Consider the following 26,925-nt stretch of genomic DNA (forward strand, 5'->3'; position numbering starts at 1 on the left):
CGGTAACCGGAAGGCGTGGCCGCGACTAGAGAAAGATGATCACTGGATCAGGCCGAATTCCTTGGCCAGCACTTTGTAGTCGGCAACCTGCTTCTTCACGTAGGTGTCCAGCTCCGGGCCGGTCATGGCGAACGGGAAGAGTTCGCGCTGGTCGCGCAGCTTGGCGAACTCTTCGGAAGCCAGCAGCTTGTCGAAGGCGTCTTTCCACCAGGCGTAGTCTTCGTCGCTGACCTTCGGCCCGAGGTAGAAACCGCGCACCACTGGCCAGACGATGTCGTAGCCCTGTTCGCGGGCGGTCGGGATGTTTTTCATTTCCGGCTCGTCCAGGCGCTGCTCGGAGAACACCGCCAGCAGGCGCATGTCACCGCTGAGGATGTGCGGCATGGAGTCGGAGATGTCGGTGCTGCCGACCTGGATATGACCGCCGAGCAGGGCGGTGGCGATTTCGCCGCCGCCTTCGAGGGCCACGTAGCGCAGGTCGCGCGGGTTGATCCCGGCGGCCTTGGCGATCAGTGCGGTCTGCATCCAGTCCTGGCTGCCGACGGTGCCGCCGGAACCGATCACGACGCTGCTCGGGTCCTTCTTCAGGGCCTTGACCAGATCGTCGAGGCTCTTGTACGGCGAATCGCTTTTCACCGCGATGGCACCATAGCTGGTGCCGACGGCGGCCAGCCAGCGCACGGCGCTTTCATCGAAACGGCCGAACTTGCCCTGGGCCAGGTTCAGCAGCGAGCCGCTGGACCATGCCACCAGGGTCCCGGCGTCGGCCGGGCGCTGGGCCACCACGGCATTGTAGGCCACGGCGCCGACACCGCCGGGCATGTAGGTCACGCGCATCGGCTTGCTCAGGACTTTCTCGTTGACCAGGGCGCTTTGCGCCAGCTTGCAGGTCAGGTCGAAGCCGCCGCCCGGCGAGGCCGGGGCGATGCATTCCGGGCGCTTGGGCTCGGCGGCCAGGGCTTGGCCGGCGAGCAGGACGACGCTGGCGGCGAGGGCGAGTTTACGTAGTGACAGGTCCATTGTTCTCTCCACGGGAGTTGTTGTTATGGGTTTGTTTCGAGGGTGGCGGGGCAACGCGCTCGCTTACCCGCAAGCGCGCCTACCCGGCGGCAGGGCAGAGGTACGGGGTGGTTGGCGCGGTACGAGAGGTCGGCCAGGGCGCGGGCGCCGGGAGGCACAGTGTGACCGAAAAGGGCAAGGACGAGCCTGGGGCTGTAGAGACAGCATCGTGTCGGACTCCATTATTGTTCTTATTCTTGGCGAAAACGCATCGTGGCGTTTTTCGGGGTTTTACTATCCTGGATACAGCGGTATCGCGTAGGAATCGGCAGTCGGAACTGTCCGTAGGGAGACTCTAAAGGCTTAACCTTTCACCAACCTTTCAGCATGAAAGGCCCGATAAACAAGGGGAATGCTGGCTACCGGGCGTAGGTTTATTGGGTAAACTCCGCGCCCAGAAGGACGTTCAACGGTCCCCAGTCGAGGTAGGAAATTCATGCGTGTGCTTCTGGTCGAAGACCATCTGCAGTTGGCCGAAAGCGTTGCCCAGGCGCTCAAGGGCGCGGGCCTGACGGTGGACGTGCTGCACGACGGGGTCGCCGCGGACCTGGCCCTGGGCAGCGAGGAGTACGCGGTGGCGATCCTCGATGTGGGGTTGCCGCGCATGGATGGCTTCGAAGTGCTGGCCCGCCTGCGTGCCCGCGGGAAAAACCTGCCGGTGCTGATGCTGACCGCCCGCAGCGATGTGAAGGACCGGGTCCATGGCCTCAACCTGGGGGCCGACGATTACCTGGCCAAGCCGTTCGAGCTCACGGAGCTGGAAGCCCGGGTCAAGGCCTTGCTGCGCCGCAGCGTGCTGGGCGGCGAGCGCCAGCAGCGCTGCGGGGTGCTGGTCTACGACCTGGACACCCGACGCTTCACCCTCGGCGACGACCTGTTGACCCTGACCTCCCGCGAACAGGCGGTACTTGAAGCCCTGATCGCCCGGCCGGGACGGGTGATGAGCAAGGAGCAACTGGCTTCCCAGGTCTTCGGCCTGGATGAGGAGGCCAGCCCCGACGCCATCGAAATCTATGTGCACCGCCTGCGCAAGAAACTCGACGGCCATGCGGTGGCCATCGTGACCTTCCGCGGTCTCGGTTATCTGCTGGAAAACCGCGATGCATAAGCCCAGCAGCCTGCGTTGGCGGTTGCTGTGGAATCTTGCGCTGCTGCTGGTGGTGCTGATGCTCGCCAGCGGCTTGAGCGCCTACTGGAACGGTCGCGAAGCCGCCGACACGGCTTATGACCGGACGTTGCTGGCGTCGGCGCGAACCATTGCCGCCGGCCTTTCGCAGCGCGACGGCACCCTCAGCGCCGACGTGCCATATGTGGCGCTCGATACCTTCGCCTATGACAGCGCGGGACGCATCTACTACCAGGTCAACGACATCAACCAGCAGCTGATTTCCGGTTACGAAAACCTCCCGCCACCGCCGCCCGGCACCCCGCGTACCGATGACTATCCGGCCCTGGCGCGGTTCTACGATGCGCAATACCGCGGGCAGAACGTGCGGGTGGTGAGTCTGCTCAAGGCGGTCAGCGAGCCGAACATGAACGGCATGGCGGAAATTCGCGTGGCCGAGACCGATGAGGCGCGGGTCAACATGGCCCGCAGCCTGATGGCCGATACGCTGCTGCGATTGGGCATGCTCGCGGTGGGCGCTTTGTTGCTGGTGTGGTTTGCCGTGAGTGCCGCGCTGCGTCCGCTGGAGCGCCTGCGCACGGCGGTGGAGGAGCGCCAGTCGGATGACCTGCGGCCCTTGCCGTTGGTGGAAGTGCAGCACGAATTGTGGCCTCTGGTGCGCGCCCTCAATCATTTCACCGAGCGCCTGCGCCGGCAGTTCGAGCGCCAGGGGCAGTTTATCGCCGATGCCGCCCATGAGCTGCGTACCCCCCTGGCGGCGTTGAAGGCGCGCCTGGAACTGGGCTTGCGGGCCACCGACGCCGACACCTGGCGCAGCACCCTGGAAACCGCGGCCCAGGGCACCGATCGCCTGACGCACCTGGCCAACCAGTTGCTGTCGATGGCGCGGGTGGAAAACGGCGCGCGGGCGATTGCCGAAGGTGGCGCGCAGTTGCTCGACCTGAGCCAGCTGGCGCGGGAACTGGGCATGGCGATGGCTCCCCTGGCCCATGCCCGGGGCGTTGCGTTGGCGCTGGAAGCGGATGAGCCGGTGTGGTTGCGTGGCGAGCCGACGTTGCTCAACGAGTTGCTGAGCAACCTGGTGGACAACGCCTTGGCCCATACACCGGTGGGCGGCAACGTGATCCTGCGGGTGAGTGCGCCGGCGGTGCTGGAAGTGGAGGATGACGGGCCGGGGATCCCCCTGGAAGAGCGCGACCGGGTCTTCGAACGCTTCTATCGGCGCAACCAGCAGGTCATGGGCTCGGGACTGGGCCTGGCGATTGTCGGCGAGATCTGCCGGGCGCATCTGGCGCAGATCAGCCTGCACGACGGCGAGCCACGCGGGCTGAAGGTCCGGGTGAGTTTTATCGCGGGTTGATGGGTTGCCCGGGCCTGCGCTTTCGCGGGCAAGCCCGCTCCCACATGGGCTCTGTGTCGCACACAAGAATCATGAGCACCCCGGAATTTATGGGAGCGGGCTTGCCCGCGAAAGCGCCAGAACAGGCGCCACGCTGAAAAGCTAGTTGAACATCATTCGCGCATCGTTGAGCTTTTCGACCCAGGCCTCGCTGTCCGGGTCCAGCCTCAGGCGCCTGAAGGCCGCCAGGCTGGCGAGCGGGATATTGGCATAGGGCTGCGTCGTGCCCTGGTGGCAGAACACCGTGGCGATCTGCACCAGGTCGACGTAATCGAGGGTGCCGCTGTCACGCTCCAGGTCCTGGTACTGGCCCGGCAGCTTGACCAGCCGCTCGGGAAAATCCCAGACCCGCAACAGCTTGTCGCCCAGCAGCGGATGAATGCTCTCGATCACATGGTCCAGGCTCAACGGGTCGGCCAGCAGTTCGTAGTGATCCTCGGCGTAGGTCAGGATCGGCAATACGCCGATCTGGTGCACCAGCCCGCCGAGTGCCGCCTGGTCTGGCTTGAGCGAGGTGTAGTCGCGGCACAGCACGTAGCTGATCCCGGCGATTTCCAGGCTCTTGCGCCAGACATCGCGCATTTTCTGTTCCACCACCTCGGAGCGGGCGTGGAAGATCTGCTCCATCACCAGGCCGATCGCCAGGTTGCTGCTGTAGTTCACGCCCAGGCGGGTGATGGCGGTGTGCAGGTCGGTCACTTCGTGGCTGGCGCGCAGCAAGGGGCTGTTGACCACCTTGATCAGGCGGGCCGACAGGGCGGTGTCGCCGGCAATCACCTTGCTCAGGGTACTGACGCTGATTTCGGGATCTTCCGCCGCCTCGCGAATCTTCAGGGCGACTTCCGGGAGCGTGGGCAGAACCAGGTCATCGTTGTCGATGGACGCTACCAAATCCTGTTGGACCTTTTCCGCCAGCTTGTTCATTTGTGTTCTCTAAGGCGGTGCGGTTAACGCTGGATCTCGCGATCGCGGTCCAGTTGGTAAGGTAGGTCGAGCAATGTCAGGGCCGGGCCTTGCAGGTCACCCAGATGGACAATGCCGGCTTCGACCGCTTCGGCCTGCAGCACCGCCAGCAGTTCGATCGAGTGTTCGGCCGTGGCCGCGATCACCACTTCGCCGATGGAACTGTTGTGGGCGGGCGAGAACAGTGGCGTACCGGGTTCAGGCAGTTGCCCGGCGTCCAGTGTCAGGCGATACAGGCGGCGCTTGAGCTTGCCCAGGTACTGCATGCGCGCGACGATTTCCTGGCCGGTGTAGCAGCCTTTCTTGAAGCTCACGCCACCGACGGCCTGCAGGTTGAGCATCTGCGGGATGAACAGTTCGCGGGTCTGCGGCATGACCTGGCCGATGCCGGCGCGAATCTGTCCGAGCAACCAGGTATTGAGATCGGCTTCGCGCAGTTGGCCGGCCAGTTGCGCCCGCAGGTCCTGCGCCTGGTCCGCCGGGGCCCAGAGTTCGCTGCGCCCGACGGATACGCGGATGGCGATCAGGCCATTGGCCCGTGCCACCGAGTCGGTGTCCTCGGGCAGGTCGAGGCCGAGGGCGGCCAGTACGCTGTCCGCCTGGCCCAGGCCGAAACGTACCCAGCCGGCGCTTTCATCGGTGAGCCTGGACTTGGAGAACACCGCGTATTTCTTCAGGTCCGCCAGTTGTGGTTCCAGCAACTCGCCGGCCATGGCCAGCAGCACGCCGTCACCTTCGAGCAGGATGCGGAAGCTCGACTGCATGCGGCCTTTCTGCGTGCAGCGGGCGCCGAGGCTGGCCCGGTTCTCGCTGAGGTAGTCGAGGTTGCAGGTCAACTGGCCCTGCAGGAACTTGCTGGCGTCGGAGCCGCGGACGGCGAGAACGCCTTCGTGGGAGAGAGTGCAGAAAAAAGCGGAATCGGCCATGGGTCTTCGCAGCATGAATAGGTCTGGTGGACATCATAGAGGGGCGCCCTGGAAATGGGTAGTTCACAAAACACCGCGCGCCCCCGACCAAAGCCGACTGTGCCGTGACGCTCGGGCCTGTATACTTGCGCACAAATTTGAGGAGCGCTCCATGGTCGAAGATGTAGAACTCAATCGTCTCTATTGGCACAGCCGCCGCGGCATGCTGGAACTGGACGTGCTGCTGGTACCGTTCGTCAAGGAGGTGTACGCGCATCTGAATGACGTCGACCGCGAGTGCTATCGCAAGCTGCTCGAATGCGAGGACCAGGACATGTTCGGCTGGTTCATGGAGCGTTCCGAGTCGGAAGATCCGGAGCTGCAGCGCATGGTCCGCATGATCCTGGACCGTGTTCAGCCCAAGTAACACGTTCGAATGCCGCTGGCAGGCCTCGCGGCTGTTGCTGGCGGCGTATCTCGGGGCCCTGGGCCTGGCGTTGTCGTCGTTCAGCCTGCTGGAAATCCCACTCTGGGCGAGCCTGTCCGGGGTTTTGCTGTGCCTGCTCCACGGGGCCTGGGTGGTGCCGCGGCGAATACGCCTGGACCATCCGTCGGCTTTTACCGGTTTGCGGCGTGACGAGCGGGGTTGGCAGCTCTGGAGCAGGGCAACTGGCTGGCAGCCGGTCCGCTTGCAGCGTGACAGCCTCGCCTTGCCCTGGCTGGTGGTGCTGCGCTTTCGTCGGCCCGGGGACTGGTGGCCGCGCTCGATCTGCGTACCCCGCGACGCGCTGGCGGCCGACTCGCATCGGCGCCTGCGCGTGCGCTTGAAATTCAGTCGGCGTAGGTGGGCGGCACCAGGATAGTGTCGAGGGCCTCGGGCAGCAGGTCCGGGTAGTCGAGGGTGTAATGCAGGCCCCGGCTTTCCTTGCGCTCCATGGCCGAGCGGATCATCAACTCGGCTACCTGGGCCAGGTTGCGCAGCTCGATCAGGTCGCGACTGACCTTGTAGTTGCTGTAGAACTCGTCGATCTCGTCCAGCAGCAGGCGCACCCGGTGTTGGGCCCGCTGCAGGCGCTTGTTGGTGCGCACGATGCCGACGTAGTCCCACATGAAGCGCCGCAGCTCATCCCAGTTGTGGGCGATGATCACGTCTTCGTCGGAATCGGTCACCTGGCTCGCGTCCCAGCTCGGCAAGGCCACGGGTACGGCGACCTGTGGCAGTTGCCGGAGAATGTCGGCGGCCGCCGAGCGGGCATAGACGAAACACTCCAGCAGCGAGTTGCTGGCCATGCGGTTGGCGCCGTGCAGGCCGGTGAAGCTGGTCTCGCCGATGGCATACAGGCCGGGTACGTCGGTGCGGCCCTGCTGGTCGACCAGCACGCCACCACAGGTGTAGTGCGCCGCCGGGACCACCGGGATGGGTTGTCTGGTGATGTCGATGGAGAATTCCAGGCAGCGTTCGTACACCGTCGGGAAATGCGTCTTGATAAAGGCCGCGGGCTTGTGGCTGATGTCCAGGTAGACGCAGTCGATGCCCAGGCGCTTCATCTCGTGGTCGATGGCGCGGGCGACGATATCCCGTGGCGCCAGCTCGGCCCGTGGGTCGAAGCGCGGCATGAAGCGTTCGCCGTTGGGCAGCTTCAGGTGCGCGCCTTCGCCACGCAGGGCTTCGGTGATGAGGAAGCTCTTGGCCTGCGGGTGGTACAGGCAGGTCGGGTGGAACTGGTTGAATTCCAGGTTCGCCACCCGGCAGCCGGAACGCCAGGCCATGGCGATGCCGTCGCCGCAGGCACCGTCGGGGTTGCTGGTATAGAGGTAGACCTTGGCCGCGCCGCCCGAGGCGAGAATGGTGAAGCGCGCGCCGTAGGTATCGACTTCGCCCGTGCCGCGGTTGAGTACATAGGCCCCCAGGCAGCGTTCGCCGTCCAGGCCCAGGCGTTTTTCGGTGATCAGGTCGACGGCCACGCGCTGCTCCAGCAGCTCGATGTTCGGGCGCTGCCGGGCCTGTTCCAGCAGGGTGGTGAAGATCGCCGCGCCGGTGGCATCGGCGGCGTGGATGATACGCCGGTGGCTGTGGCCGCCTTCACGGGTCAGGTGGAACTCGAAACCGCCGTCGTCGACCTTGGCTTCTTCGTCGCGGGTGAAGGGCACGCCCTGGTCGATCAGCCACTGGATGGCCTCGCGGCTGTGCTCGACGGTGAAGCGCACCGCGTCCTCATGACACAGGCCGCCGCCGGCGTTGAGGGTGTCCTCGACATGGGACTGCACGGTGTCGGTGTCGTCCAGCACGGCGGCGACGCCACCCTGGGCCCAGTAGGTCGAACCGTTGGCCAGGTTGCCCTTGCTCAGGACGGCAATGCGCAGATGGCCCGGCAGGGTCAGCGCCAGGCTCAGGCCGGCGGCGCCACTGCCAATCACCAGCACATCGTGTTGAAAATGTTGGCTCATCTCTAGGAATCCGGAAAACGCCCTGGTGGGCCACGGAGCCCGCCACACAGCGCACTAGTATATGGCTGGGGGGATCGGCACAATAGCCGGGCCTTCGTGGCATTGTGAAACTACAGCGGGCAGGAAGTGTGCGCCACTCTGGGTCGCCGTGCATGTGGTTTTGCACGGTAAGACGATGATTTTTCGGCTATAACAAGGCTCAGGCAGTCTTTGGTCGAGGGAACGGCACAATGCTATTACTTACTGCGGTCTCCGGGAACTTTTGAAAAGCCCCGGGCTCCATAGACAGGTGCCTGAAAGAAGGGGACAGCGTCGGCTTTCTGCGTGGCCTGATGAAAGGGCTTCGCCAGCGGATTCGACGACAAGATTATTCACGCAGTCGGCCAAGTCCGAGCTGCGTTTTTCGTGTGTGTCCGTTCAGCGGGCCGCAGGAAACTTGCTTGAAGGGGGAGAACTTTTGCCAAAAGCCCGAGTCTATGTTTGCAAGCCTGATCAATTAGCAATGGCAGCCTCCTTCAAGTCCTATGAGGAGTGTTCATGCTAACCCAGGAAGAGGATCAGCAGCTGGTCGAGCGCGTTCAACGCGGCGACAAGCGGGCTTTCGATCTGCTAGTGCTGAAATACCAGCACAAAATTCTCGGGTTGATCGTGCGTTTCGTGCACGACACCCATGAAGCCCAGGACGTTGCACAAGAAGCCTTTATCAAAGCCTACCGTGCCCTGGGTAATTTTCGCGGCGACAGTGCTTTTTATACCTGGCTGTACCGCATCGCCATCAACACGGCGAAAAACTATCTGGTATCCCGCGGTCGCAGGCCGCCAGACAGTGATGTGAGTTCCGAGGATGCCGAGTTCTACGATGGCGATCATGGCCTGAAGGATCTCGAGTCACCGGAGCGTGCGTTGCTCCGGGATGAGATCGAGGGCACCGTCCATCGAACCATCCAGCAACTGCCAGAAGATTTGCGTACGGCGTTAACTTTACGTGAATTCGATGGTCTGAGTTATGAGGACATTGCAGCCGTCATGCAATGTCCTGTGGGCACCGTGCGCTCCCGGATTTTCCGCGCTCGGGAGGCCATAGATAAAGCCCTGCAGCCGTTGTTGCAGGAAACCTGAGACAGCGGCGACAGCCAAGAGAGGAACCGTCATGAGTCGTGAAGCCCTGCAGGAATCGCTGTCCGCGGTGATGGATAACGAAGCGGACGAATTGGAATTGCGTCGGGTACTGAGTGCCCTTGACGATGCCGACACCCGTGCTACCTGGTCTCGTTACCAAATCGCCCGGGCAGTGATGCACAAGGAATTGCTGGATCCACGCCTGGATATCGCCTCGGCCGTATCGGCCGCGCTGGCTGGCGAAGAAGTCCCGGCCAAGGGCTCCCGTGGTCCGTGGCGTACTCTTGGCCGCCTGGCCGTGGCCGCTTCGGTGACCGTGGCGGTGCTCGCCGGTGTGCGTTTCTACAACCAGGATGACATTGCCGGCGCCCAACTGGCCCAGCAATCGAACCAGCCTGGTCTGGCCGCTCCGACGGTCAAGGGCCCAGCGGTCCTGGCCGGCTATACTGAAGGCTCCGAGCCCACCGGGCCGATGGCCAATGGCGTGCTGCAACAAGGCCAGCCGGGTTGGGACCAGCGTCTGCCAGGCTACCTGCGCCAGCATGCCCAGCAAGCTGCCCTGAAAGGCACTGAGAGCGCACTGCCCTACGCACGTGCCGCCAGCCTGGAAACCGCCAAGTAAGGAGGATCATGCGCGCGCTACCTCTTCTAACGCTTGCCCTGGCCGGTGGGTTCATCCTGACCGCCCAGGCCGACGAAGCCCAGGACTGGTTGGAGCGTCTTGGGCAAGCCGAGCAGCAGCAAAGCTTCCAGGGCACTTTCGTCTACGAACGCAACGGCAGTTTCTCGACCCACCGTATCTGGCATCTCGTCCAGAACGGTCAGGTTCGTGAACGTTTGCTTCAGCTCGATGGCTCGGCACAAGAGGTCGTACGCGTCGATGGGCACACCGAGTGTGTCAGCGGCACCCTGGTTGCCGGACTCGGCGAGTCGCCCGATGCCCATGCCCGCGCGCTTGATCCACAGAAACTCAATGCCTGGTATGACATTGCCGTCGTGGGCAAGTCACGCGTCGCCGGCCGCCCCGCGGTCATCGTGTCGCTGACGCCCCGCGACCAGCATCGCTATGGTTTCGAATTGCACCTGGATCGCCAGACCGGCTTGCCGCTCAAGTCGCTGCTGATCAACGACAAGGGGCAATTGCTCGAACGTTTCCAGTTCACCGAACTCAATACCGCCGACGTGCCCCAGGACAGCCAGTTGCAGGCCGGTGCCGAATGCAAGCCGGTGGTATTGCTCAGCAACCAGGCGCAGGCCAAGGTGCAGGTGCTGGGCAGCAAGGTGGCGCAGCTCTGGCATTCCGACTGGCTGCCGCCGGGCTTCGAGCTGGTGAGCAGCACGGCGCGTGTCGATCCGCAGTCCAAGACCCAGGTCAACAGCCTCATGTATGACGACGGGCTGGCGCGTTTCTCGGTGTTCCTCGAGCCCCTCAACGGCGCCACCATCGCCGACACCCGCACCCAACTGGGCCCCACCGTTGCGGTTTCCCGGCGCCTGACCACCCCGAGCGGGGAAATCATGGTCACGGTGGTGGGCGAGATTCCCATCGGGACCGCCGAACGGATCGCCTTGTCGATGCGTGCCGGCGATGCGCAGGCCAGCAAGCAGTGAGCCGCTGATCCATGACGCCTGGTGACTCGATCATGTCCGCACATGAAGCCGCGCGAGCGGTGGGATCGAGATGCCGAAATGTCCGGTGATCATTTTCATTTGCAAAACCAGCCGAATTTTCCTATAGGTCAGGGCCCCAACGGCCCTGGCCTTGTTTGTTGTTCCCGGTCCGTAATCCAGGCTTAATCATCCTTGGGTTTTATGGTACCTGTCGCTTAACCATGCTCGTTGTTTACGGGAGCCGTATGTCGATACCAAGCTTGAAATCTTATCTGTCCATTTTCGCCGCTGTCCTGCTGCTCGGGCAGACAGTCGCGGCCCAGGCCGCGGAGCTGCCCGATTTCACCCAGTTGGTGGAGCAGGCTTCGCCGGCGGTAGTGAACATCAGTACCACCCAGAAGCTGCCGGACCGCAAGGTCTCGGAGCAGATCCAGGGCCTGGAAGGCTTGCCGCCGGAAATCCAGCAGTTCTTCCGCGGTTTCCCGCAACCGCGCGGGAAGGGGGGCGGTGGCGGCGGTCGGCAGCGTGAGGCGCAGTCGCTGGGCTCGGGGTTCATCATCTCCGATGACGGCTATATCCTGACCAACAACCACGTGGTTGCCGACGCCGACGAGATCCTGGTGCGCCTGGCTGACCGCAGCGAGCTCAAGGCCAAGCTGGTCGGCACCGATCCGCGTTCCGACGTGGCGCTGCTGAAGATCGACGGCAAGAACCTGCCGACCCTCAAGCTGGGCAAGTCCAAGGACCTGAAGCCGGGTCAGTGGGTTGTCGCCATCGGCTCGCCGTTCGGCTTTGACCACACCGTGACCCAGGGCATCGTCAGTGCCGTGGGCCGCAGCCTGCCGAACGAAAACTACGTCCCGTTCATCCAGACCGACGTACCGATCAACCCGGGCAACTCCGGTGGTCCGCTGTTCAACCTCAACGGTGAGGTGGTCGGCATCAACTCGCAGATCTACACCCGTTCCGGTGGCTTCATGGGCGTGTCCTTCGCGATTCCGATCGATGTCGCCATGGACGTTTCCAACCAGCTGAAGAGCGGTGGCAAGGTCAGCCGTGGCTGGCTGGGCGTGGTGATCCAGGAGGTCAACAAGGACCTCGCCGAGTCCTTCGGCCTGGACAAGCCGGCCGGTGCGCTGGTGGCCCAGGTCCAGGACGATGGTCCGGCGGCGAAAGGCGGCCTGCAGGTCGGTGACGTGATCCTCAGCATGAACGGCCAGCCTATCGAGCTGTCGGCCGACCTGCCGCATCTGGTGGGTGCACTGAAGGCGGGCGAGAAAGCCAAGCTGGAAGTGGTGCGTGAAGGGCAGCGCAAGACCATTGACCTGACGGTCGGTGCGATCCCGGATGAAGGCAAGGAAATGGATATCGCCAAGTCCGCCGGTGCCGAGCGCAGCAGCAATCGCCTCGGGGTTTCCGTCGCCGACCTGACCGATGACCAGAAGAAAGCCAACGACCAGCTCAAGGGCGGCGTGGTGATCAAGGAAGTGCAGGACGGTCCGGCGGCCCTGATCGGTCTGCAGCCGGGCGACGTGATCACGCACCTGAACAACCAGGCGATCACCGATGCCAAGCAGTTCACCGATATCGCCAAGGCCCTGCCGAAGAATCGCTCGGTATCGATGCGCGTACTGCGCCAGGGACGTGCGAGCTTCATCACCTTCAAGCTGGCCGAATAAGCCGGACTGAAGTGAGTGACAAAAAAGCCCGCCTCGAATGAGGCGGGCTTTTTCATGGGCGGACGCAAGGCGTCAGCGGTTCTGCTTGGGAATCCGTACCAGCTGGCTGTTGGAGTAGATGTCGTGCCAGCTGCGTTTGCGCTTGTCGAAGAGCACCCAGATAAACCCCAGGCCGGCAAACAGCCAGGAAGCGATCGATACCATGAAGCGCAGCAGCGCCTGCCAGATGCTGATGGCCGAGCCGTCGGCGTTCTGCACGCGGATCCCCCAGACCTGCATGCCCAGGGTCTGGCCCTTGTAGGTCCAGAATTTGGCGAAGAACGCGAACAGCACGCAGAACAGCAGGGTCGACAGCAGCGGGTCGCCGTCGAGGGCGCCGGCATCGGAGAGGGCCTTGAGCCGCTGTTCGCCGATGAGCGCCATCTGCACCAGCTTGTAGATGAAGCCGGTGACGATCAGCAGGGCGGTACACAGCAGGAAGTCATAGAACATCGCGGCCAGGCGACGGCCCAGGCCGGCGGCAGGGAACTCGCCCTGGGGGCTTAGTACGTGCTTCGACATAGCAGCTCTCTCTGAACGGAAAAAGCCATTTTACGGAATTGCATTCACAAAAAAGCCCCTGATGTCACCATCAGGGGCTTTTAGTGTAATAAAGCTTGAGATCAGGCTTCTGCGATCACTTCGTCAGCCTGCATGCCTTTCTGGCCTTGCACGGCGATGAAGGTCACTTTCTGGCCTTCTTTCAGGCTCTTGAAGCCGTTGCCCTGAATAGCGCGGAAATGGACGAACAGATCCGGACCGCTTTCTGGAGTGATAAAACCAAAACCTTTCTCGTCGTTAAACCACTTGACGGTGCCGCTCTGACGTTGGGACATTTCTTATTTCCTTTGACGCTAAAAATTAATGACAGCCCCTTTCACCTGAAAGAGTACTGGGCTGGGTTGCAGGAAAGTAAGAGACGTCGAACGGGTTGTAGCAAACTTAGAGCTACTGCCCAGGTCACGATTCCAAGCGACCCATGCAAACACAGTAGGGAAACTCTACGCCAACTGTGGGAGAAAAAACAAGCCCCCGCCAAGCCCGCGGTTTGCGCCGGTTTGTCGCAGTTTTCGCGGGCTTTGGCGGGGGGATGCCGGACATACAGTATTCAGTTGGGTTCGACTGTTATAAGCCAAGTTCGCTAACGAATATATGCACTGTTTTGTGGCGGTTGCGTTACAAGCTAGTGCACTGTTTCATAACCGCTTTAGTTGTTACTGTTGGTATCAACCGCGATAGTTTCAACCGCGGTAGTAACGTTGCGGAACAAAAGGCATTTTGCTGACTTTCAGCGGTACGCGCTTGCCGCGGACGATGGCCCAGACCTCGCTGTCCAGCGCGCAATGGGCGCTGTCCAGGTACCCCATGGCCAGCGGTGCGCCGAGGGTCGGACCGAAGCCGCCACTGCACACGCTGCCGATGACGGTGCCGTCCTGGTCGACGATTTCCGCGCCTTCGCGTACCGGTGTGCGTTCCTGCGGCAGCAGGCCGACGCGCTTGCGTTGCACGCCTTGTTGCTGCTGGGCGAAGATCTGCTCGGCACCGGGGAAGCCGCCGGCCCGTGCACCGTCGGCACGACGGGTCTTGGAGATGGCCCAGAGCAGGCTGGCTTCGATCGGCGTGGTCTCGGTGTTCATGTCATGTCCGTAGAGGCACAGGCCGGCTTCCAGGCGCAGCGAGTCGCGTGCACCGAGGCCGATGGCTTCGACTTCGCGTTCGGCCAGCAGGCTGCGGGCCAGGGACTCGGCGCTGGCCGCCGGTACCGAGATTTCGAAGCCGTCTTCGCCGGTGTAGCCCGAACGGCTGACGTAGCAGTCGACACCCAGCAGGCGCACGGCGGCGAATTGCATGAAAGTCATCCGGGTGACTTCCGGTGCCAGGCGCGCCAGGACGCTCACGGCGGCCGGACCTTGCAGGGCGAGCAGGGCACGTTCCTCGAACAGCGGCTGGACCTCGCACAGATGCCCCAGGTGCTGTTGCAGGTGCGCCAGGTCCTGGTCCTTGCAGGCGGCGTTGACCACCAGAAACAGTTCGTCGTTGCCCAGGTTGGCGACCATCAGGTCATCGAGGATGCCGCCGGTTTCGTTGGTGAACATCGCATAGCGCTGCATGCCCACCGGCAGGTCGATGATATCCACTGGCACCAGGGCTTCCAGGGCCTTGGCGGCCGCGGCGCCGACCAGGCGGATCTGGCCCATGTGCGAGACATCGAAGAGCCCGGCCTGTTCACGGGTGTGCTGGTGCTCCTTCATCACGCCCAGCGGGTACTGCACCGGCATGTCATAGCCGGCGAACGGCACCATGCGCGCACCGAGTTGCAGGTGCAGGGCGTGCAGCGGGGTTTTCAGCAGGTTTTCGGTGGACATCTTCAGCTCCTGGAAATTGCCGGGAGGCCGGTTGCGCCGGCCTTGTCGATCAGCATTCGATAATGTTTACGGCCAGACCGCCACGGGCGGTCTCCTTGTATTTGCTTTTCATGTCGGCGCCGGTCTGGCGCATGGTACGGATGACCTTGTCGAGGGAGACGAAGTGCTGGCCGTCGCCACGCAGGGCCATGCGCACGGCATTGATGGCCTTGACCGAGCCCATGGCGTTGCGCTCGATGCACGGCACCTGCACCAGCCCGCCGATGGGGTCGCAGGTCAGCCCGAGGTTGTGCTCCATGCCGATTTCGGCGGCGTTCTCGACCTGTTGCACGGTGCCGCCGAGCACTTCGCACAAGGCGCCGGCGGCCATCGAGCAAGCCACGCCGACTTCGCCCTGGCAGCCGACTTCGGCGCCGGAGATCGAGGCGTTTTCCTTGTAGAGAATGCCGATGGCGGCGGCGGTGAGCAGGAAGCGCACCACGCCGTCCTCGCTGGCACCGGGGATAAAGCGCATGTAGTAATGCAGCACGGCGGGAACGATCCCGGCCGCGCCGTTGGTGGGGGCGGTGACCACGCGTCCGCCGTTGGCGTTTTCTTCATTGACCGCCAGGGCATACAGGTTGACCCAGTCCAGCACCGACAGCGCATCGCGCAGGGCGGCTTCCGGGTTCTTGCACAGCTGCCGGTGCAGGGCCGCCGCGCGCCGCTTGACCTTCAGGCCGCCCGGCAGGATGCCTTCGTTGCGACAGCCGGCATCGACGCAGTCCTGCATCACCTGCCAGATCTTCAGCAGCCCGGCGCGGGTTTCCGCTTCCGGGCGCCAGGCGCTTTCGTTGGTCAGCATGACCTGGCTGATGGACAGGCCGTAGGTGCTGCAATGCCCCAGCAGTTCCTTGGCGCTCTTGAACGGGAAGGTCAGCGCAGTGCTGTCTTCGACGATGCGGTCGGCGCCGGCGGCGTCTTCGTCGACCACGAAACCGCCGCCGACCGAGTAGTACTCGCGGCTGCGGATCTGGATGCCGGCAGCGTCGAAGGCGCGGAAGATCATGCCGTTGGGGTGGTAGGCCAGGGGTTTCCTGATCATCGCCAGGTGGAGCTTTTCGTTGAATTCGATGGAATGTTCGCCGAGCAGATTCAGGCGTCCGTCACTGCGAATGGTGTGCAGGCGGGCGGCGACGGTTTCTGTGTCGACGGTATCCGGGTGTTCACCTTCCAGGCCCAGCAGCACGGCCTTGTCGCTGCCGTGGCCTTTGCCGGTGGCGCCGAGCGAGCCGTACAGCTCGACTTTGACGCAGGTGGTCTGTTGCAGCAGGCTTTCGCGCCGCAGGCCCTCGACGAAGCGCGCGGCTGCGCGCATCGGACCGACGGTGTGGGAGCTGGAGGGACCGATGCCGATCTTGAACAGGTCGAACACGCTCAGGGACATGTGGGTTCTCCGGGGTCGTTCTTATTATGGTGATGGACACGCTCCCCTGTAGGAGCCGGCTTGCCGGCGATTGCGTGTAGCCAGCCAGCATCGTGGGCGACTGAAACGGCGCTATCGCCAGCAAGCCGGCTCCTACAAGGGGGGGCTATGGGATCAAGCGTAGTTCTCTATCGACGGGCAGGCGCAGACCAGGTTGCGGTCGCCGAACACATTGTCGACGCGACCGACCGGCGGCCAGTACTTGCCTTCGATCAACGACGCCACCGGGTAGACCGCCTGCTCGCGGCTGTACGGGTGCGTCCACTCGCCGACGATCTCCGCCGCGGTGTGCGGGGCGTTCTTCAGCGGGTTGTCGTCCTTGTCCAGGCTGCCGTTTTCCACCGCGCGGATTTCTTCGCGGATGCGGATCATGGCGTCGCAGAAACGGTCCAGCTCTTCTTTCGATTCGCTTTCGGTCGGCTCGATCATCAGGGTGCCGGCCACCGGGAACGACATGGTCGGCGCGTGGAAGCCGAAGTCGATCAGGCGCTTGGCGACGTCATCGACGCTGATGCCGCTGCTGTCCTTCAATGGTCGCAGGTCGAGGATGCACTCGTGCGCCACCAGGCCGTTGCTGCCGGTGTAGAGCACCGGGTAATGCTCTTCCAGGCGGCGGGAGATGTAGTTGGCATTGAGGATCGCCAGTTGCGAGGCACGCTTGAGGCCTTCGCCGCCCATCATGCGGATGTACATCCAGGTGATCGGCAGGATGCTCGCGCTGCCGAACGGCGCCGCGCAGACCGCGCCTTCCTTGCGCTCCATGACGCCGTGACCGGGCAGGAACGGGGTCAGGTGCGATTTCACGCCGATCGGGCCGACGCCCGGGCCGCCACCGCCGTGGGGGATGCAGAAGGTCTTGTGCAGGTTCAGGTGCGACACGTCGCCACCGAACTTGCCCGGGGCACAGAGGCCGACCATGGCGTTCATGTTGGCGCCGTCGATGTACACCTGGCCGCCGTTGTCATGAATGATGCCGCAGATTTCGCGGATGCCTTCCTCGAACACACCGTGGGTCGACGGGTAGGTGATCATTAGCGCGGCGAGGTGCTCGCGGTGCTCGATGGCCTTGGCCCGCAGGTCTTCGATATCGACGTTGCCACGGGCGTCGCAGGCGGTGACCACCACGCGCATGCCGGCCATGTTGGCGGTGGCCGGGTTGGTACCGTGGGCCGACGACGGGATCAGGCAGATGTCGCGACGGTCATCGCCACGGCTCTGGTGGTAGGCGCGGATCGCCAGCAGACCGGCGTATTCGCCCTGGGAACCGGCGTTCGGCTGCAGGGAGATGGCGTCGTAGCCGGTGGCGGCGCAAAGCATCGCTTCCAGCTCGTCGGTCAGTTGCTGGTAGCCGGCGCTCTGTGCGGCCGGGGCGAACGGGTGCAGGGCGCCGAACTCGGCCCAGGTCACCGGGATCATCTCGCTGGCGGCGTTGAGCTTCATGGTGCACGAACCCAGCGGGATCATGGTGCGATCCAGGGCCAGGTCCTTGTCCGCCAGCTTGCGAAGGTAGCGCATCAGCTCGGTTTCCGAGTGATAGCGGTTGAACACCGGGTGGCTGAGGATCGGCGACTGGCGGACCAGGGCCGCCGGGATGGCGCCTTGTACTGACGCGGCGAGGGCGGCGAAGTCCGGCAGCGCCTTGCCATCGGCCAGCAGGTTCCACAGGGCTTCCACGTCAGCCTGACTGGTGGTTTCGTCGAGGGACAGGCCCAGGCGTTCGCCGTCGACCACCCGCAGGTTGATCCGTTGGGCATGCGCCTTGTCATGCAGGGCAGCGGTGCGCGCGCCGGTCTTGAGGGTCAGGGTGTCGAAGAAGCTGGCTTGCTCGACGTCCAGGCCCAGTGCGCCCAGGCCTTTGGCCAGGATGGCGGTCAGGTGATGGATGCGGTTGGCGATCTGCACCAGGCCCTTCGGACCGTGGTACACCGCGTACATGCTGGCGATGTTGGCCAGCAGGACCTGGGCGGTGCAGATGTTGCTGGTGGCCTTTTCACGACGGATATGTTGCTCGCGGGTCTGCATCGCCAGGCGCAGGGCCGGCTTGCCGAAACGATCCACGGAAACCCCGACCAGGCGGCCGGGCATATCGCGCTTGAACGCATCGCGGGTAGAGAAGTACGCGGCGTGCGGGCCGCCGAAGCCCAGTGGCACGCCGAAGCGTTGGGCGCTGCCGATGGCGACGTCGGCACCGAACTCACCCGGCGGGGTCAGCACGGTCAGGGCCAGCAGGTCGGCGGCAACCGCCACCAGGGCGTTGGCGGCGTGGAAGCGTTCGGTCAGTTCGCGGTAGTCGAACAGGTCGCCGTTGCTGGCCGGGTATTGCAGCAGGGCACCGAAAAAGGCGCTGACATCGCTCAGCTCACGCTCGTCACCGACCACGACGTCGATGCCCAGCGGCTCGGCACGGGTGCGCAGCACGTCGAGGGTCTGCGGGTGGCAGTGCACGGAGGCGAAGAAGGCGTGGCTGCCCTTGTTCTTGCTCAGGCGCTTGCAGAAGGTCATGGCTTCGGCGGCGGCGGTAGCTTCGTCGAGCAGCGAGGCGTTGGCGATCGGCAGGCCGGTCAGGTCGCTGATCAGGGTCTGGAAGTTCAGCAGCGCTTCCAGGCGACCCTGGGAGATTTCCGGCTGGTACGGCGTGTAGGCGGTGTACCAGGCCGGGTTTTCCAGGAGGTTGCGCAGGATCGGCGATGGCGTGTGGCAGTTGTAGTAGCCCTGGCCGATGTAGGTCTTGAACAGCTGGTTCTTCGCGGCGATGGCCTTGATCGACGCCAGGGCGTCGGCCTCGCTTTGCCCGGCCGGCAGGTCGAGGACGCTGGTGCCCTTGATGCTGTCGGGAATCACGCTGGCGCTCAGGGCTTCCAGGGAATCGAAGCCGAGGGTGGCGAGCATGGCGCGTTCGTCATCCTGGCGCGGGCCGATATGACGGGAGATGAATTCGTTGGCGGTGCCGAGGTTGATGGTCATGGCGATTCCTCAGGCTTCGGCGTTGGCTTTGATCAGGCGGTCGTAGGCGTCCTGATCCAGCAGTTGGCCGACAGCGGCGGCGTCGCTCGGCTGGAAGCGGAAGAACCAGCCTTCGCCCAGCGGGTCTTCGTTGACCAGTTCCGGGCTGGCGTCCAGGGCCGGATTGATTTCCAGCACTTCACCGTCCAGGGGCATGTACACGCCGCTGGCGGCTTTCACCGATTCCACGGTGGCGGCTTCGGCGCCCTTGTCGTAGGCCTGCAGTTCCGGCAGTTGCACAAACACCACGTCGCCCAGGGCATTCTGCGCGAATGCCGTGATGCCGACCGTGACACTGCCATCGGCTTCGGTACGCAGCCATTCGTGGTCTTCAGTAAAACGCAACTCGCTCATGGAAACTCCTCAAGGGCCAGACTCGTCTGGTGGACGCGATAAAGGCGAGAGCTATGCCTCGCTTGCATGGCAGTTCCCTTAGCAAGTTTGTGGCCAATAGTGTTTGAGGCTTGTAAATCAAGAGTTTGCGCGAGATTTCAGCCGCACTGCCGGGTATCGCTGTAGCGAAAACGCTACAGCTGCACCGGGGAAAAAAAGCTCAACAGGATCAAAGCCTTGTTGGGCGTGGGCTGGTTGCGATTGTAGCGAAATCGTTCCACTGTAGCGCTTTCAGTACAGATGGAGGTCGCTTTTAGGGTGTCTCGAGGCTGGCGCTTAACCTTGTGGGAGCGTGGCTTGCCCGCGAAGGGGCCCGTGAGTCTCGCGGCGCCTGAGCGACCGCCATCGCTGGCAAGCCAGGCTCCCACAAGGTTTTCCGCTGTATCAGGCCTTGCCGGGGATGCCGTACTTGCGCAGGCGATGGGCAATCGCCGTGTGGGAGGTCTGCAAGCGGCTGGCCAGTTGGCGGGTGGACGGGTACTGGACATAGAGTTTGCCCAGCAGGTCCTTCTCGAACTCCTCGACCGCCTGTTCCAGGCTTTCGATTTCGCTGTCGCTCTGGCGGGCCACGGACGTTCCGGCGATGTCCAGGTCGCCGATATCCACCAGGCTGCTCTCGCAGATCGCCGCCGCGCGGAAGATCACGTTCTGCAACTGGCGGACATTGCCCGGCCAGCGATTGCCCAGCAGCGCCGGATAGGTCCCGGGTGCCAGCCGGCAGACCGGGCGCTGGATCTGCGCGCAGGCCTGCTGCATGAAGTAGCGTGCCAGCAGGAGGATGTCCTGGCCGCGCTCGCGCAAGGGGGGAACCTCGACATTGAGCACGTTCAGGCGATAGAACAGATCCTCGCGGAAGCTGCCTTCGCCGACCATCTTTTCCAGGTCGCGGTGGGTGGCGCTGAGGATCCGCACATTGACCTTGACCTCGCGGTCGCCGCCGACCCGACGGAAGCTGCCGTCATTGAGAAAACGCAGGAGCTTGGCCTGCAGGTACGGCGACATCTCGCCGATCTCGTCGAGAAACACCGTGCCCTGGTTCGCCAGTTCCATCAGCCCCGGCTTGCCGCCGCGCTGGGCGCCGGTGAAGGCGCCGGGGGCATAGCCGAACAGTTCGCTTTCGGCGAGGTTCTCCGGCAGCGCCGCGCAGTTGAGGGCGAGGAACGGTGCGCTGTGACGGGCGCTGATGGCGTGACAGGCACGGGCCACCAGCTCCTTGCCGGTGCCGGTTTCGCCCTGGATCAGCAAGGGCGCGTCCAGCGCCGCGACCCGCTGGGCGCGTGCCTTGAGGGTGCGGATCGCCGCCGACTCGCCGAGCAGGGCATCGAAGCCTTCGGCATGGTCGTGATGCAGCGCCGACAGGCGCTCACCGATACGGTTGGGCTGGTACAGCGTCAGCAGCGCGCCGGCGTCGGTGATGGGGGTGGCATCCAGCAGCAGGGTCTGGCCGTTGACGGTGATTTCCCGCAGGGGCAGGCGAAAACCGTTTTCCAGCAGGGCTTCCAGCAGGCCGGGATCGGCGAACAGTCCGGCCACGCTTTCGCCAGCCGGCTCGCGTCCGTACAGGGCAATCAGCGCCGGGTTGGCGAGCAGCACCAGGCCTTCGCTGTCGAGTGCCAGGACCGGGTCGGTCATGGCGGCGAGCAGGGCGTCGAGTTGCAGGTGCCGGCGCTGGCCGGGAAGGATGTCCACCACCGTCACCGCCTGCACGCCGCGGACGCTGAACAGCGCGTCGCGCAATTCCTCGAGCACTTGCGGGCTCAGGGTCGGGGCGTCGATGTAGACGTTGGGTGGCACCATTTCCACCGCATCCAGGTTCAGGTTGCGGCCGCCGAGCAGGGCCAGGACTTCCTGGGTAATGCCGACGCGGTCGATGAAGCTGACGTGGATACGCATGGGGCGCAATTCGGTTCTGGACGAGAGGGCGCCAAGTATGACATCTCTTGTGGGAGGGGGCTTGCCCCCGAAGCTTTTGATGCTCTTGCGGGCCTCTTCGCGGGCAAGCCCATTCCCACAGGTTTCAGATTCACCACGGCCCCTTGTACGCGGGGTTGGCGGGACGCCGCACCGCCGCGAAGAGACCATTTTGAGCTAAAAGCTTCCGGGGCAAGCCCCCTCCCACATGACCCTGGGTTATTCCAGGTGTTCGGGCTTCATCGGGTCGCCGGACTTGACGTGGAGCTGCGCGCGCACGTCCTCGAACATCTCGTCGTAGTACTTGTGCATCGAGGCGATGCTGGCGTTCTTCGGCAGGCCGTATTGCTGGGCGATGCGGGTGGCATGGCGGGCGAAGTCGAAGGCCTGGTCCTTGGCCAGGAAGAACGACTCCTTCACGGGCTTTTCCTCGATGCTGCCATGCAAGGTGAACTGCATGCCCTTGCCCTCCCTGGGGTCCTGGGCGAGTTCATAATCGATACACAGGTTGTAGCTGTAATCGTCCTTGTTCAGCGCGTGCCGCTCGATATGCAGGTGACCGGGCTCGAACTTGGCCATGGGAACTCTCCTTCAAGGCATGGGAATAGGGCAGACCACGAATCTGCCCCAAGGGTTCAAGGGCAGCTGTTCATGAGTAGACGATGCCGGGTTTGGCGGTGCTGACTCGCGTCCCCGCTTTACCTTGGACGATGGCTTCGATATCCGCCAGTGAGCCGATTACCGCGACCTTGCCGGTATGCCGGGCGAATTCGCAGGCGGCCTGGACTTTCGGGCCCATGGAGCCGGCGGCGAAGCCGAGTTTCTCGAGATCGTCCGGGTGCGCCTGGGCGATGGCCTTCTGGCTCGGCAGGCCCCAGTCGACAAAGGCCGCGTTGACGTCGGTGGCGATCACCAGCAGGTCGCTGTCCAGCTGTTCGGCCAGCAGCGCCGAGCACAGGTCCTTGTCGATCACCGCTTCGATGCCCTTGAGCTTGCCGTCCTCGCCGTACATCGTGGGAATGCCGCCACCGCCGGCACAGATGACGATACTGCCCTTGTCCAGCAGCCATTTGATCGGCCGGATCTCGAAGATGCGCTTGGGTTTCGGGCTGGCGACCACGCGCCGGAACTTGTCGCCGTCAGGGGCGATGCTCCAGCCTTTTTCCGCGGCCAGCCGCTCGGCTTCGGCCTTGGTGTAGACCGGGCCGATGGGCTTGCTCGGGTGTTGGAAAGCCGGGTCCCCGGGATCGACTTCGACCTGGGTCAGCAGGGTGGCGAAAGGCACCTCGAAATCCAGCAGGTTGCCCAGTTCCTGTTCGATGATGTAGCCGATCATGCCTTCGGTTTCGGCGCCGAGGACATCCAGCGGATAGGGCGAGACCTGGGTATAGGCGGCCGCCTGCAACGACAGCAGGCCGACCTGGGGGCCGTTGCCGTGGGCGATGACCAGCTGGTTGCCGGGATGGATCCTGGCAATCTGTTCGGTGGCGATACGGATATTGGCGCGTTGATTGTCCGCGGTCATGGGTTCACCACGACGCAGGAGGGCGTTACCGCCCAGTGCTACGACGATACGCATGATGCAATCCTTATATAGGGCATCGGGGCCAGACTTCTGTTGGGGGCGGGCTAGCCCGCTCCCACAGGGTGGAGTTCTCCGACAGATCAGATATCCGCCAGCGCCGCGACCAGGATCGCCTTGATGGTGTGCATGCGGTTTTCCGCCTGCTCGAAGGCGATGTTGGCCGGCGACTCGAACACCTCTTCGGTGACCTCGACGCCATTGGCCAGGTGCGGATAACGCGCGGCGATATCCTTGCCGACCTTGGTTTCGCTGTTATGGAACGCCGGCAGGCAATGCATGAATTTCACCCGCGGGTTGCCTGCGGCCTTCATCATTTTCGCGTTGACCTGATACGGCAGCAGTTGCTCGATGCGCTCGTCCCAGGCTTCCACCGGCTCACCCATGGACACCCAGATATCGGTGTGGATGAAGTCCACGCCCTTGACCGCTTCGCGCGGGTCTTCGGTGATGGTGATGCGCGCGCCGCTTTCCTCGGCGAACGCCTTGCACTGGGCGATGAAATCTTCATGGGGCCACAGCGCTTTCGGCGCGCCGATGCGCACGTCCATGCCCAGCTTGGCGCCGATCATCAGCAGCGAGTTGCCCATGTTGTAGCGGGCGTCGCCGAGGTAGGCGTAGCTGATATCGTGCAGCGGCTTGTCGCTGTGCTCGCGCATGGTCAGGGTGTCGGCGATCATCTGCGTCGGGTGGAATTCGGCGGTCAGGCCGTTGAACACCGGCACGCCGGCGAACTTCGCCAGTTCCTCGACGATTTCCTGCTCGAAGCCACGGTACTCGATGGCGTCGAACATCCGCCCCAGTACGCGGGCGGTGTCCTTCATGCTTTCCTTGTGGCCGATCTGCGACGACACCGGGTCGATATAGGTGACATGGGCGCCCTGGTCATGGGCCGCGACTTCGAAGGCGCAGCGGGTGCGGGTCGAGGTCTTTTCGAAGATCAGTGCGATGTTCTTGCCCTTGAGATGCGGTTGCTCGGTGCCGGTGTACTTGGCGCGCTTGAGGTCGCGGGACAGGTCGAGCAGGTAGTGCAGCTCGCGGTTGGTATGGTGCATCAAGCTCAGCAGGCTGCGGTTGCGCATGTTGAAAGCCATTTTTTTCTCCCTGGATATCGGTCAGTAATCGATCGGATCGCGAATGATCGGGCAGGTCATGCAGTGGCCGCCGCCGCGGCCCCGACCGAGTTCACCGGCGCTGATGGTGATGACCTCGACACCGGCCTTGCGCAGCAGGGTGTTGGTGTAGGTATTGCGGTCATAGCCGATCACCACGCCAGGTTCCACGGCGACCACGTTGTTGCCGTCGTCCCACTGCTCACGCTCGGCGGCGAAGGCGTTGCCGCCGGTTTCCACCACGCGCAGGGCCTTGAGGCCGAGGGCCTTGGCGACGGTGTCGAGGAAGCTGGTTTCTTCCCGGCGCACATCGATGCCGCCCGGCTTGCTCTCGTCCGGGCGCAGGCTGAAGGCGACGATCTGGTTCACCACTTCCGGGAAGATGGTCACCAGGTCGCGGTCGCAGAAGCTGAACACGGTGTCCAGGTGCATGGCCGCGCGGGACTTCGGCAGGCCGGCGACGATCACCCGTTCCACCGCCTTGTGCTTGAACAGGTTCAGCGCCAGCTGACCGATGGCCTGGCGCGAAGAGCGCTCGCCCATGCCGATCAGGACCACGCCCTTGCCGATCGGCATCACATCGCCCCCCTCGAGGGTGGCGTTGCCGTGCTCCTGGTCCGGATCGCCGTACCAGACCTGGAAGTCGGCCTCGGTGAATTGCGGGTGGAACTTGTAGATGGCGCTGGCGAGCAGGGTTTCCTGGCGGCGCGCCGGCCAGTACATCGGATTGAGGGTCACGCCGCCGTAGATCCAGCAGGTGGTGTCGCGGGTGAACTGGGTGTTGGGCAGCGGCGGCAGGATAAAGCTGGAGTGGCCGAGGAAGTCGCGGAACATCTCGATGGTCTTGCCGCCGAAGCTGTCGGGCAGGTCATCGGCGGAGACGCCGCCGATCAGGAACTCGGCGATCTTGCGTGGTTCCAGGCTGCGCAGCCAGGAGCCGACTTCGTTGACCAGCCCGAGGCCGACCTGGTTGGCGGTGATCTTGCGTTCGAGAATCCAGTCCAGGGCTTCCTTCTGGCCGACGATATCGGTCAGCAGGTTGTGCATCTCCAGTACGTCGATATCGCGTTCGCGCATCTTGGTGACGAAGTCGAAGTGATCGCGCTTGGCCTGGGCGACCCAGAGCACATCGTCGAACAGCAGTTCGTCGCAGTTGTTCGGGGTCAGCCGCTGGTGGGCCAGGCCGGGGGAGCACACCATCACCTTGCGCAGTTTGCCGGCTTCGGAATGGACGCCGTACTTCACTTTTTCCGTGGTCATTGCAGATCCTCCAGATAGAACGAACAGGGTGTTACAGGGTCAGGAAGCCGTCGTAGAGTCCGTAGGCAGCCACCAGGGCGCCTGCGACCACTGCGGCGAAAATCAGCTTCTCGACGTTGGTGAAGATCGGTTTGCCCAGCTCGCGCTTGGCCTTGGCGAACAGGATCGCGCCGGGGGCGTAGAGCAGGGCGGACAGCAGCAGGTATTTCACCCCGCCGGCGTACAGCAGCCAGACCGCGTAGATCAGCGCGATAGCGCCGATGACCAGGTCCTTCCTGCGTTCGGCGAAGGCGTTTTCATAGGATTCGCCGCGCACCGCCAGCAGCACCGCATAGGCCGCGGACCACAGGTAGGGCACGAGGATCATCGAGGTGGCGAGGTAGATCAGCGACAGGTAGGTGCTGGCGGAAAACAGCGTGATCACCAGGAAGATCTGCACCATGGCGTTGGTCAGCCAGAGGGCATTGGCCGGCACATGGTTGGCGTTTTCGCGGCGCAGGAACTCCGGCATGGTGTGGTCTTTGGCAGCGGCGAACATGATTTCCGCGCACAGCAGCACCCACGACAGCAGGGCCCCGAGCAGCGAGATGATCAGGCCGACGCTGATCAGCACCGCGCCCCAGTGTCCGACCACATGTTCCAGCACGGCGGCCATGGACGGGTTCTGCAGCTTCGCCAGTTCCGGTTGGGTCATGATCCCCAGGGACAGCACGTTCACCAGCACCAGGAACAGCAGCACGGTGATAAAGCCGATGACCGTGGCCTTGCCGACGTCCGAGCGTTTTTCCGCCCGGGAGGAAAAGATGCTCGCCCCCTCGATGCCGATAAACACCCAGACGGTCACCAGCATCATGTTGCGCACCTGGTTCATCACGCTGCCCAGGTCCGGGTTTTTCACGCCCCAGATGTCGGCGGTGAAGATATCCAGCTTGAAGGCGAACAGCGCGATCAGCACGAACAGCAGCAGCGGCACGACCTTGGCAACGGTGGTCACCAGGTTGATGAAGGCCGCCTCCTTGATCCCGCGCAGCACCAGGAAGTGCACGCCCCAGAGCAGCAGCGAGGCGCCGATCACCGCCGCGACGGTGTTGCCTTCGCCGAAGACCGGGAAGAAGTAGCCGAGGGTACTGAACAGCAGGACGAAGTAGCCGACGTTGCCCAGCCAGGCACTGATCCAGTAGCCCCAGGCCGATGAGAAGCCCATGTAGTCGCCGAAACCGGCCTTGGCGTAGGCGTAGACCCCGCCGTCCAGGTCCGGCTTGCGATTGGCCAGGGTCTGGAAGACAAAGGCCAGGGTCAGCATACCGACCGCGGTAATGGCCCAGCCGATCAATACCGCACCGACATCCGCGCTGGCGGCCATGTTTTGTGGCAGGGAAAAGATCCCGCCGCCGATCATCGAACCAACTACCAGGGCGACCAGTGCACCTAGACGTAGTTTTCCGGGAGATTCAGACATTGCATGACTCCAATCCAGGAGAAGTG

Annotated in this window: 24 protein-coding genes; 8 read left to right on the forward strand and 16 right to left on the reverse strand. The window is 63.6% G+C overall.

The annotated features are described in order from the left end of the window. Nucleotides 1-39: 39 nt before the first annotated feature. Complete coding sequence (locus tag KI243_RS06655) at nucleotides 40-1,020, reverse strand: tripartite tricarboxylate transporter substrate binding protein (protein ID WP_177085779.1); 981 nt, start codon at nucleotides 1,018-1,020, stop codon at nucleotides 40-42. A gap of 475 nt (nucleotides 1,021-1,495) precedes the next feature. Between KI243_RS06655 and KI243_RS06660 the strand changes: the two genes are divergently transcribed. Together KI243_RS06660 and KI243_RS06665 are read left to right on the forward strand one after the other, a co-directional pair. Beyond that, complete coding sequence (locus KI243_RS06660; RefSeq protein WP_017127579.1) at nucleotides 1,496-2,167, forward strand: response regulator; 672 nt, start codon at nucleotides 1,496-1,498, stop codon at nucleotides 2,165-2,167. Then, on the forward strand, nucleotides 2,160-3,545 hold the full coding sequence (locus KI243_RS06665) for a sensor histidine kinase (protein WP_177108029.1): 1,386 nt from the start codon (nucleotides 2,160-2,162) through the stop codon (nucleotides 3,543-3,545). Before KI243_RS06660 ends, KI243_RS06665 begins: the two co-directional genes overlap by 8 nt. 141 nt (nucleotides 3,546-3,686) lie before the next feature. On the opposite strand, the gene KI243_RS06670 is transcribed toward KI243_RS06665, so the two are convergent. Then, nucleotides 3,687-4,508 (reverse strand): HDOD domain-containing protein, encoded by an 822-nt coding sequence (locus KI243_RS06670; RefSeq protein WP_212810636.1) that lies wholly within the window; start codon nucleotides 4,506-4,508, stop codon nucleotides 3,687-3,689. 23 nt (nucleotides 4,509-4,531) lie between these two features. Beyond that, nucleotides 4,532-5,473: a folate-binding protein YgfZ gene (locus tag KI243_RS06675; protein ID WP_177085785.1), complete on the reverse strand. Its 942-nt coding sequence runs from the start codon at nucleotides 5,471-5,473 to the stop codon at nucleotides 4,532-4,534. Between the two features lie 151 nt (nucleotides 5,474-5,624). On the opposite strand from KI243_RS06675, the gene KI243_RS06680 reads away from it, so the two are divergent. Beyond that, a complete protein-coding gene (locus tag KI243_RS06680; protein WP_017127583.1) occupies nucleotides 5,625-5,879 on the forward strand; it encodes a succinate dehydrogenase assembly factor 2 in 255 nt (84 codons plus the stop codon). Then, nucleotides 5,863-6,315 carry a protein YgfX gene (locus KI243_RS06685; RefSeq protein WP_212810637.1) on the forward strand — a complete coding sequence of 151 codons (453 nt, stop codon included), beginning with the start codon at nucleotides 5,863-5,865 and terminating at the stop codon, nucleotides 6,313-6,315. The genes KI243_RS06680 and KI243_RS06685 overlap by 17 nt, the downstream gene beginning before the upstream one ends. Here KI243_RS06685 and nadB read toward each other — a convergent pair. After that, complete coding sequence (gene nadB, locus KI243_RS06690; RefSeq protein ID WP_017127585.1) at nucleotides 6,284-7,900, reverse strand: L-aspartate oxidase; 1,617 nt, start codon at nucleotides 7,898-7,900, stop codon at nucleotides 6,284-6,286. The two genes, KI243_RS06685 and nadB, sit on opposite strands and share 32 nt — an antisense overlap. A 537-nt stretch (nucleotides 7,901-8,437) precedes the next feature. On the opposite strand from nadB, the gene rpoE reads away from it, so the two are divergent. The 4 genes from rpoE to KI243_RS06710 all read left to right on the forward strand — a co-directional run bounded on the left by rpoE (nucleotide 8,438) and on the right by KI243_RS06710 (nucleotide 12,309). Further along, nucleotides 8,438-9,019, forward strand: a complete 582-nt coding sequence (gene rpoE / locus KI243_RS06695) for an RNA polymerase sigma factor RpoE (RefSeq protein ID WP_017127586.1) — start codon at nucleotides 8,438-8,440, stop codon at nucleotides 9,017-9,019. Between the two features lie 31 nt (nucleotides 9,020-9,050). Further along, nucleotides 9,051-9,641: an RseA family anti-sigma factor gene (locus tag KI243_RS06700; protein WP_017127587.1), complete on the forward strand. Its 591-nt coding sequence runs from the start codon at nucleotides 9,051-9,053 to the stop codon at nucleotides 9,639-9,641. Nucleotides 9,642-9,649: 8 nt separating this feature from the next. Further along, nucleotides 9,650-10,630 carry a MucB/RseB C-terminal domain-containing protein gene (locus KI243_RS06705; RefSeq protein ID WP_017127588.1) on the forward strand — a complete coding sequence of 327 codons (981 nt, stop codon included), beginning with the start codon at nucleotides 9,650-9,652 and terminating at the stop codon, nucleotides 10,628-10,630. A gap of 245 nt (nucleotides 10,631-10,875) precedes the next feature. Next, the gene (locus KI243_RS06710) at nucleotides 10,876-12,309 is read left to right on the forward strand and encodes a DegQ family serine endoprotease (RefSeq protein ID WP_017127589.1); all 1,434 of its coding nucleotides are present in this window, start codon (nucleotides 10,876-10,878) and stop codon (nucleotides 12,307-12,309) included. Nucleotides 12,310-12,381: 72 nt separating this feature from the next. On the opposite strand, the gene KI243_RS06715 is transcribed toward KI243_RS06710, so the two are convergent. From KI243_RS06715 to arcD, 12 genes are all read right to left on the reverse strand, one after another. Then, complete coding sequence (locus tag KI243_RS06715) at nucleotides 12,382-12,870, reverse strand: RDD family protein (RefSeq protein WP_017127590.1); 489 nt, start codon at nucleotides 12,868-12,870, stop codon at nucleotides 12,382-12,384. A 101-nt stretch (nucleotides 12,871-12,971) separates the two neighbouring features. Beyond that, the gene (locus KI243_RS06720) at nucleotides 12,972-13,184 is read right to left on the reverse strand and encodes a cold-shock protein (protein WP_010220199.1); all 213 of its coding nucleotides are present in this window, start codon (nucleotides 13,182-13,184) and stop codon (nucleotides 12,972-12,974) included. A 405-nt stretch (nucleotides 13,185-13,589) separates the two neighbouring features. After that, nucleotides 13,590-14,714 carry a glycine cleavage system aminomethyltransferase GcvT gene (gene gcvT / locus KI243_RS06725; RefSeq protein ID WP_017127592.1) on the reverse strand — a complete coding sequence of 375 codons (1,125 nt, stop codon included), beginning with the start codon at nucleotides 14,712-14,714 and terminating at the stop codon, nucleotides 13,590-13,592. Between the two features lie 49 nt (nucleotides 14,715-14,763). Beyond that, nucleotides 14,764-16,140, reverse strand: coding sequence for an L-serine ammonia-lyase (locus KI243_RS06730; RefSeq protein WP_212810638.1), 1,377 nt, complete (start codon nucleotides 16,138-16,140; stop codon nucleotides 14,764-14,766). A gap of 153 nt (nucleotides 16,141-16,293) precedes the next feature. Further along, nucleotides 16,294-19,143, reverse strand: a complete 2,850-nt coding sequence (gene gcvP / locus KI243_RS06735) for an aminomethyl-transferring glycine dehydrogenase (RefSeq protein ID WP_017127594.1) — start codon at nucleotides 19,141-19,143, stop codon at nucleotides 16,294-16,296. A gap of 9 nt (nucleotides 19,144-19,152) precedes the next feature. Further along, a complete protein-coding gene (gene gcvH / locus KI243_RS06740; protein ID WP_017127595.1) occupies nucleotides 19,153-19,536 on the reverse strand; it encodes a glycine cleavage system protein GcvH in 384 nt (127 codons plus the stop codon). 423 nt (nucleotides 19,537-19,959) lie between these two features. Next, nucleotides 19,960-21,468, reverse strand: a complete 1,509-nt coding sequence (locus KI243_RS06745) for a sigma-54-dependent transcriptional regulator (protein ID WP_017127596.1) — start codon at nucleotides 21,466-21,468, stop codon at nucleotides 19,960-19,962. 237 nt (nucleotides 21,469-21,705) lie between these two features. After that, nucleotides 21,706-22,065 (reverse strand): DUF5064 family protein, encoded by a 360-nt coding sequence (locus tag KI243_RS06750; protein ID WP_017127597.1) that lies wholly within the window; start codon nucleotides 22,063-22,065, stop codon nucleotides 21,706-21,708. Between the two features lie 70 nt (nucleotides 22,066-22,135). Next, entirely contained in the window at nucleotides 22,136-23,065 is a 930-nt protein-coding gene (gene arcC, locus KI243_RS06755; protein WP_017127598.1) for a carbamate kinase, read from the reverse strand. A gap of 86 nt (nucleotides 23,066-23,151) precedes the next feature. Beyond that, nucleotides 23,152-24,162 (reverse strand): ornithine carbamoyltransferase, encoded by a 1,011-nt coding sequence (locus KI243_RS06760; protein WP_017127599.1) that lies wholly within the window; start codon nucleotides 24,160-24,162, stop codon nucleotides 23,152-23,154. Nucleotides 24,163-24,183: 21 nt separating this feature from the next. Next, complete coding sequence (arcA, locus tag KI243_RS06765; RefSeq protein WP_017127600.1) at nucleotides 24,184-25,440, reverse strand: arginine deiminase; 1,257 nt, start codon at nucleotides 25,438-25,440, stop codon at nucleotides 24,184-24,186. Nucleotides 25,441-25,471: 31 nt separating this feature from the next. After that, nucleotides 25,472-26,899 (reverse strand): arginine-ornithine antiporter, encoded by a 1,428-nt coding sequence (arcD, locus tag KI243_RS06770; RefSeq protein WP_042936031.1) that lies wholly within the window; start codon nucleotides 26,897-26,899, stop codon nucleotides 25,472-25,474. Nucleotides 26,900-26,925: the final 26 nt, after the last annotated feature.

The sequence above is a fragment of the Pseudomonas sp. Ost2 genome (assembly GCF_018326065.1).
GTDB lineage: Bacteria > Pseudomonadota > Gammaproteobacteria > Pseudomonadales > Pseudomonadaceae > Aquipseudomonas > Aquipseudomonas gingeri.

Coding starts and splice junctions, on each gene's coding strand:
- KI243_RS06670 (WP_212810636.1), bottom strand. CDS start 4,508: ATGAACAAGCTGGCGGAAAAGGTCCAACAGGATTTGGTAGCGTCCATC.
- KI243_RS06705 (WP_017127588.1), top strand. CDS start 9,650: ATGCGCGCGCTACCTCTTCTAACGCTTGCCCTGGCCGGTGGGTTCATC.
- arcD (WP_042936031.1), bottom strand. CDS start 26,899: ATGTCTGAATCTCCCGGAAAACTACGTCTAGGTGCACTGGTCGCCCTG.
- KI243_RS06730 (WP_212810638.1), bottom strand. CDS start 16,140: ATGTCCCTGAGCGTGTTCGACCTGTTCAAGATCGGCATCGGTCCCTCC.
- nadB (WP_017127585.1), bottom strand. CDS start 7,900: ATGAGCCAACATTTTCAACACGATGTGCTGGTGATTGGCAGTGGCGCC.
- KI243_RS06700 (WP_017127587.1), top strand. CDS start 9,051: ATGAGTCGTGAAGCCCTGCAGGAATCGCTGTCCGCGGTGATGGATAAC.
- KI243_RS06710 (WP_017127589.1), top strand. CDS start 10,876: ATGTCGATACCAAGCTTGAAATCTTATCTGTCCATTTTCGCCGCTGTC.
- KI243_RS06745 (WP_017127596.1), bottom strand. CDS start 21,468: ATGCGTATCCACGTCAGCTTCATCGACCGCGTCGGCATTACCCAGGAA.
- gcvP (WP_017127594.1), bottom strand. CDS start 19,143: ATGACCATCAACCTCGGCACCGCCAACGAATTCATCTCCCGTCATATC.
- KI243_RS06750 (WP_017127597.1), bottom strand. CDS start 22,065: ATGGCCAAGTTCGAGCCCGGTCACCTGCATATCGAGCGGCACGCGCTG.
- KI243_RS06655 (WP_177085779.1), bottom strand. CDS start 1,020: ATGGACCTGTCACTACGTAAACTCGCCCTCGCCGCCAGCGTCGTCCTG.
- KI243_RS06715 (WP_017127590.1), bottom strand. CDS start 12,870: ATGTCGAAGCACGTACTAAGCCCCCAGGGCGAGTTCCCTGCCGCCGGC.
- KI243_RS06660 (WP_017127579.1), top strand. CDS start 1,496: ATGCGTGTGCTTCTGGTCGAAGACCATCTGCAGTTGGCCGAAAGCGTT.
- KI243_RS06760 (WP_017127599.1), bottom strand. CDS start 24,162: ATGGCTTTCAACATGCGCAACCGCAGCCTGCTGAGCTTGATGCACCAT.
- gcvH (WP_017127595.1), bottom strand. CDS start 19,536: ATGAGCGAGTTGCGTTTTACTGAAGACCACGAATGGCTGCGTACCGAA.
- KI243_RS06720 (WP_010220199.1), bottom strand. CDS start 13,184: ATGTCCCAACGTCAGAGCGGCACCGTCAAGTGGTTTAACGACGAGAAA.
- KI243_RS06675 (WP_177085785.1), bottom strand. CDS start 5,473: ATGGCCGATTCCGCTTTTTTCTGCACTCTCTCCCACGAAGGCGTTCTC.
- gcvT (WP_017127592.1), bottom strand. CDS start 14,714: ATGTCCACCGAAAACCTGCTGAAAACCCCGCTGCACGCCCTGCACCTG.
- KI243_RS06680 (WP_017127583.1), top strand. CDS start 5,625: ATGGTCGAAGATGTAGAACTCAATCGTCTCTATTGGCACAGCCGCCGC.
- arcA (WP_017127600.1), bottom strand. CDS start 25,440: ATGACCACGGAAAAAGTGAAGTACGGCGTCCATTCCGAAGCCGGCAAA.
- KI243_RS06665 (WP_177108029.1), top strand. CDS start 2,160: ATGCATAAGCCCAGCAGCCTGCGTTGGCGGTTGCTGTGGAATCTTGCG.
- arcC (WP_017127598.1), bottom strand. CDS start 23,065: ATGCGTATCGTCGTAGCACTGGGCGGTAACGCCCTCCTGCGTCGTGGT.
- rpoE (WP_017127586.1), top strand. CDS start 8,438: ATGCTAACCCAGGAAGAGGATCAGCAGCTGGTCGAGCGCGTTCAACGC.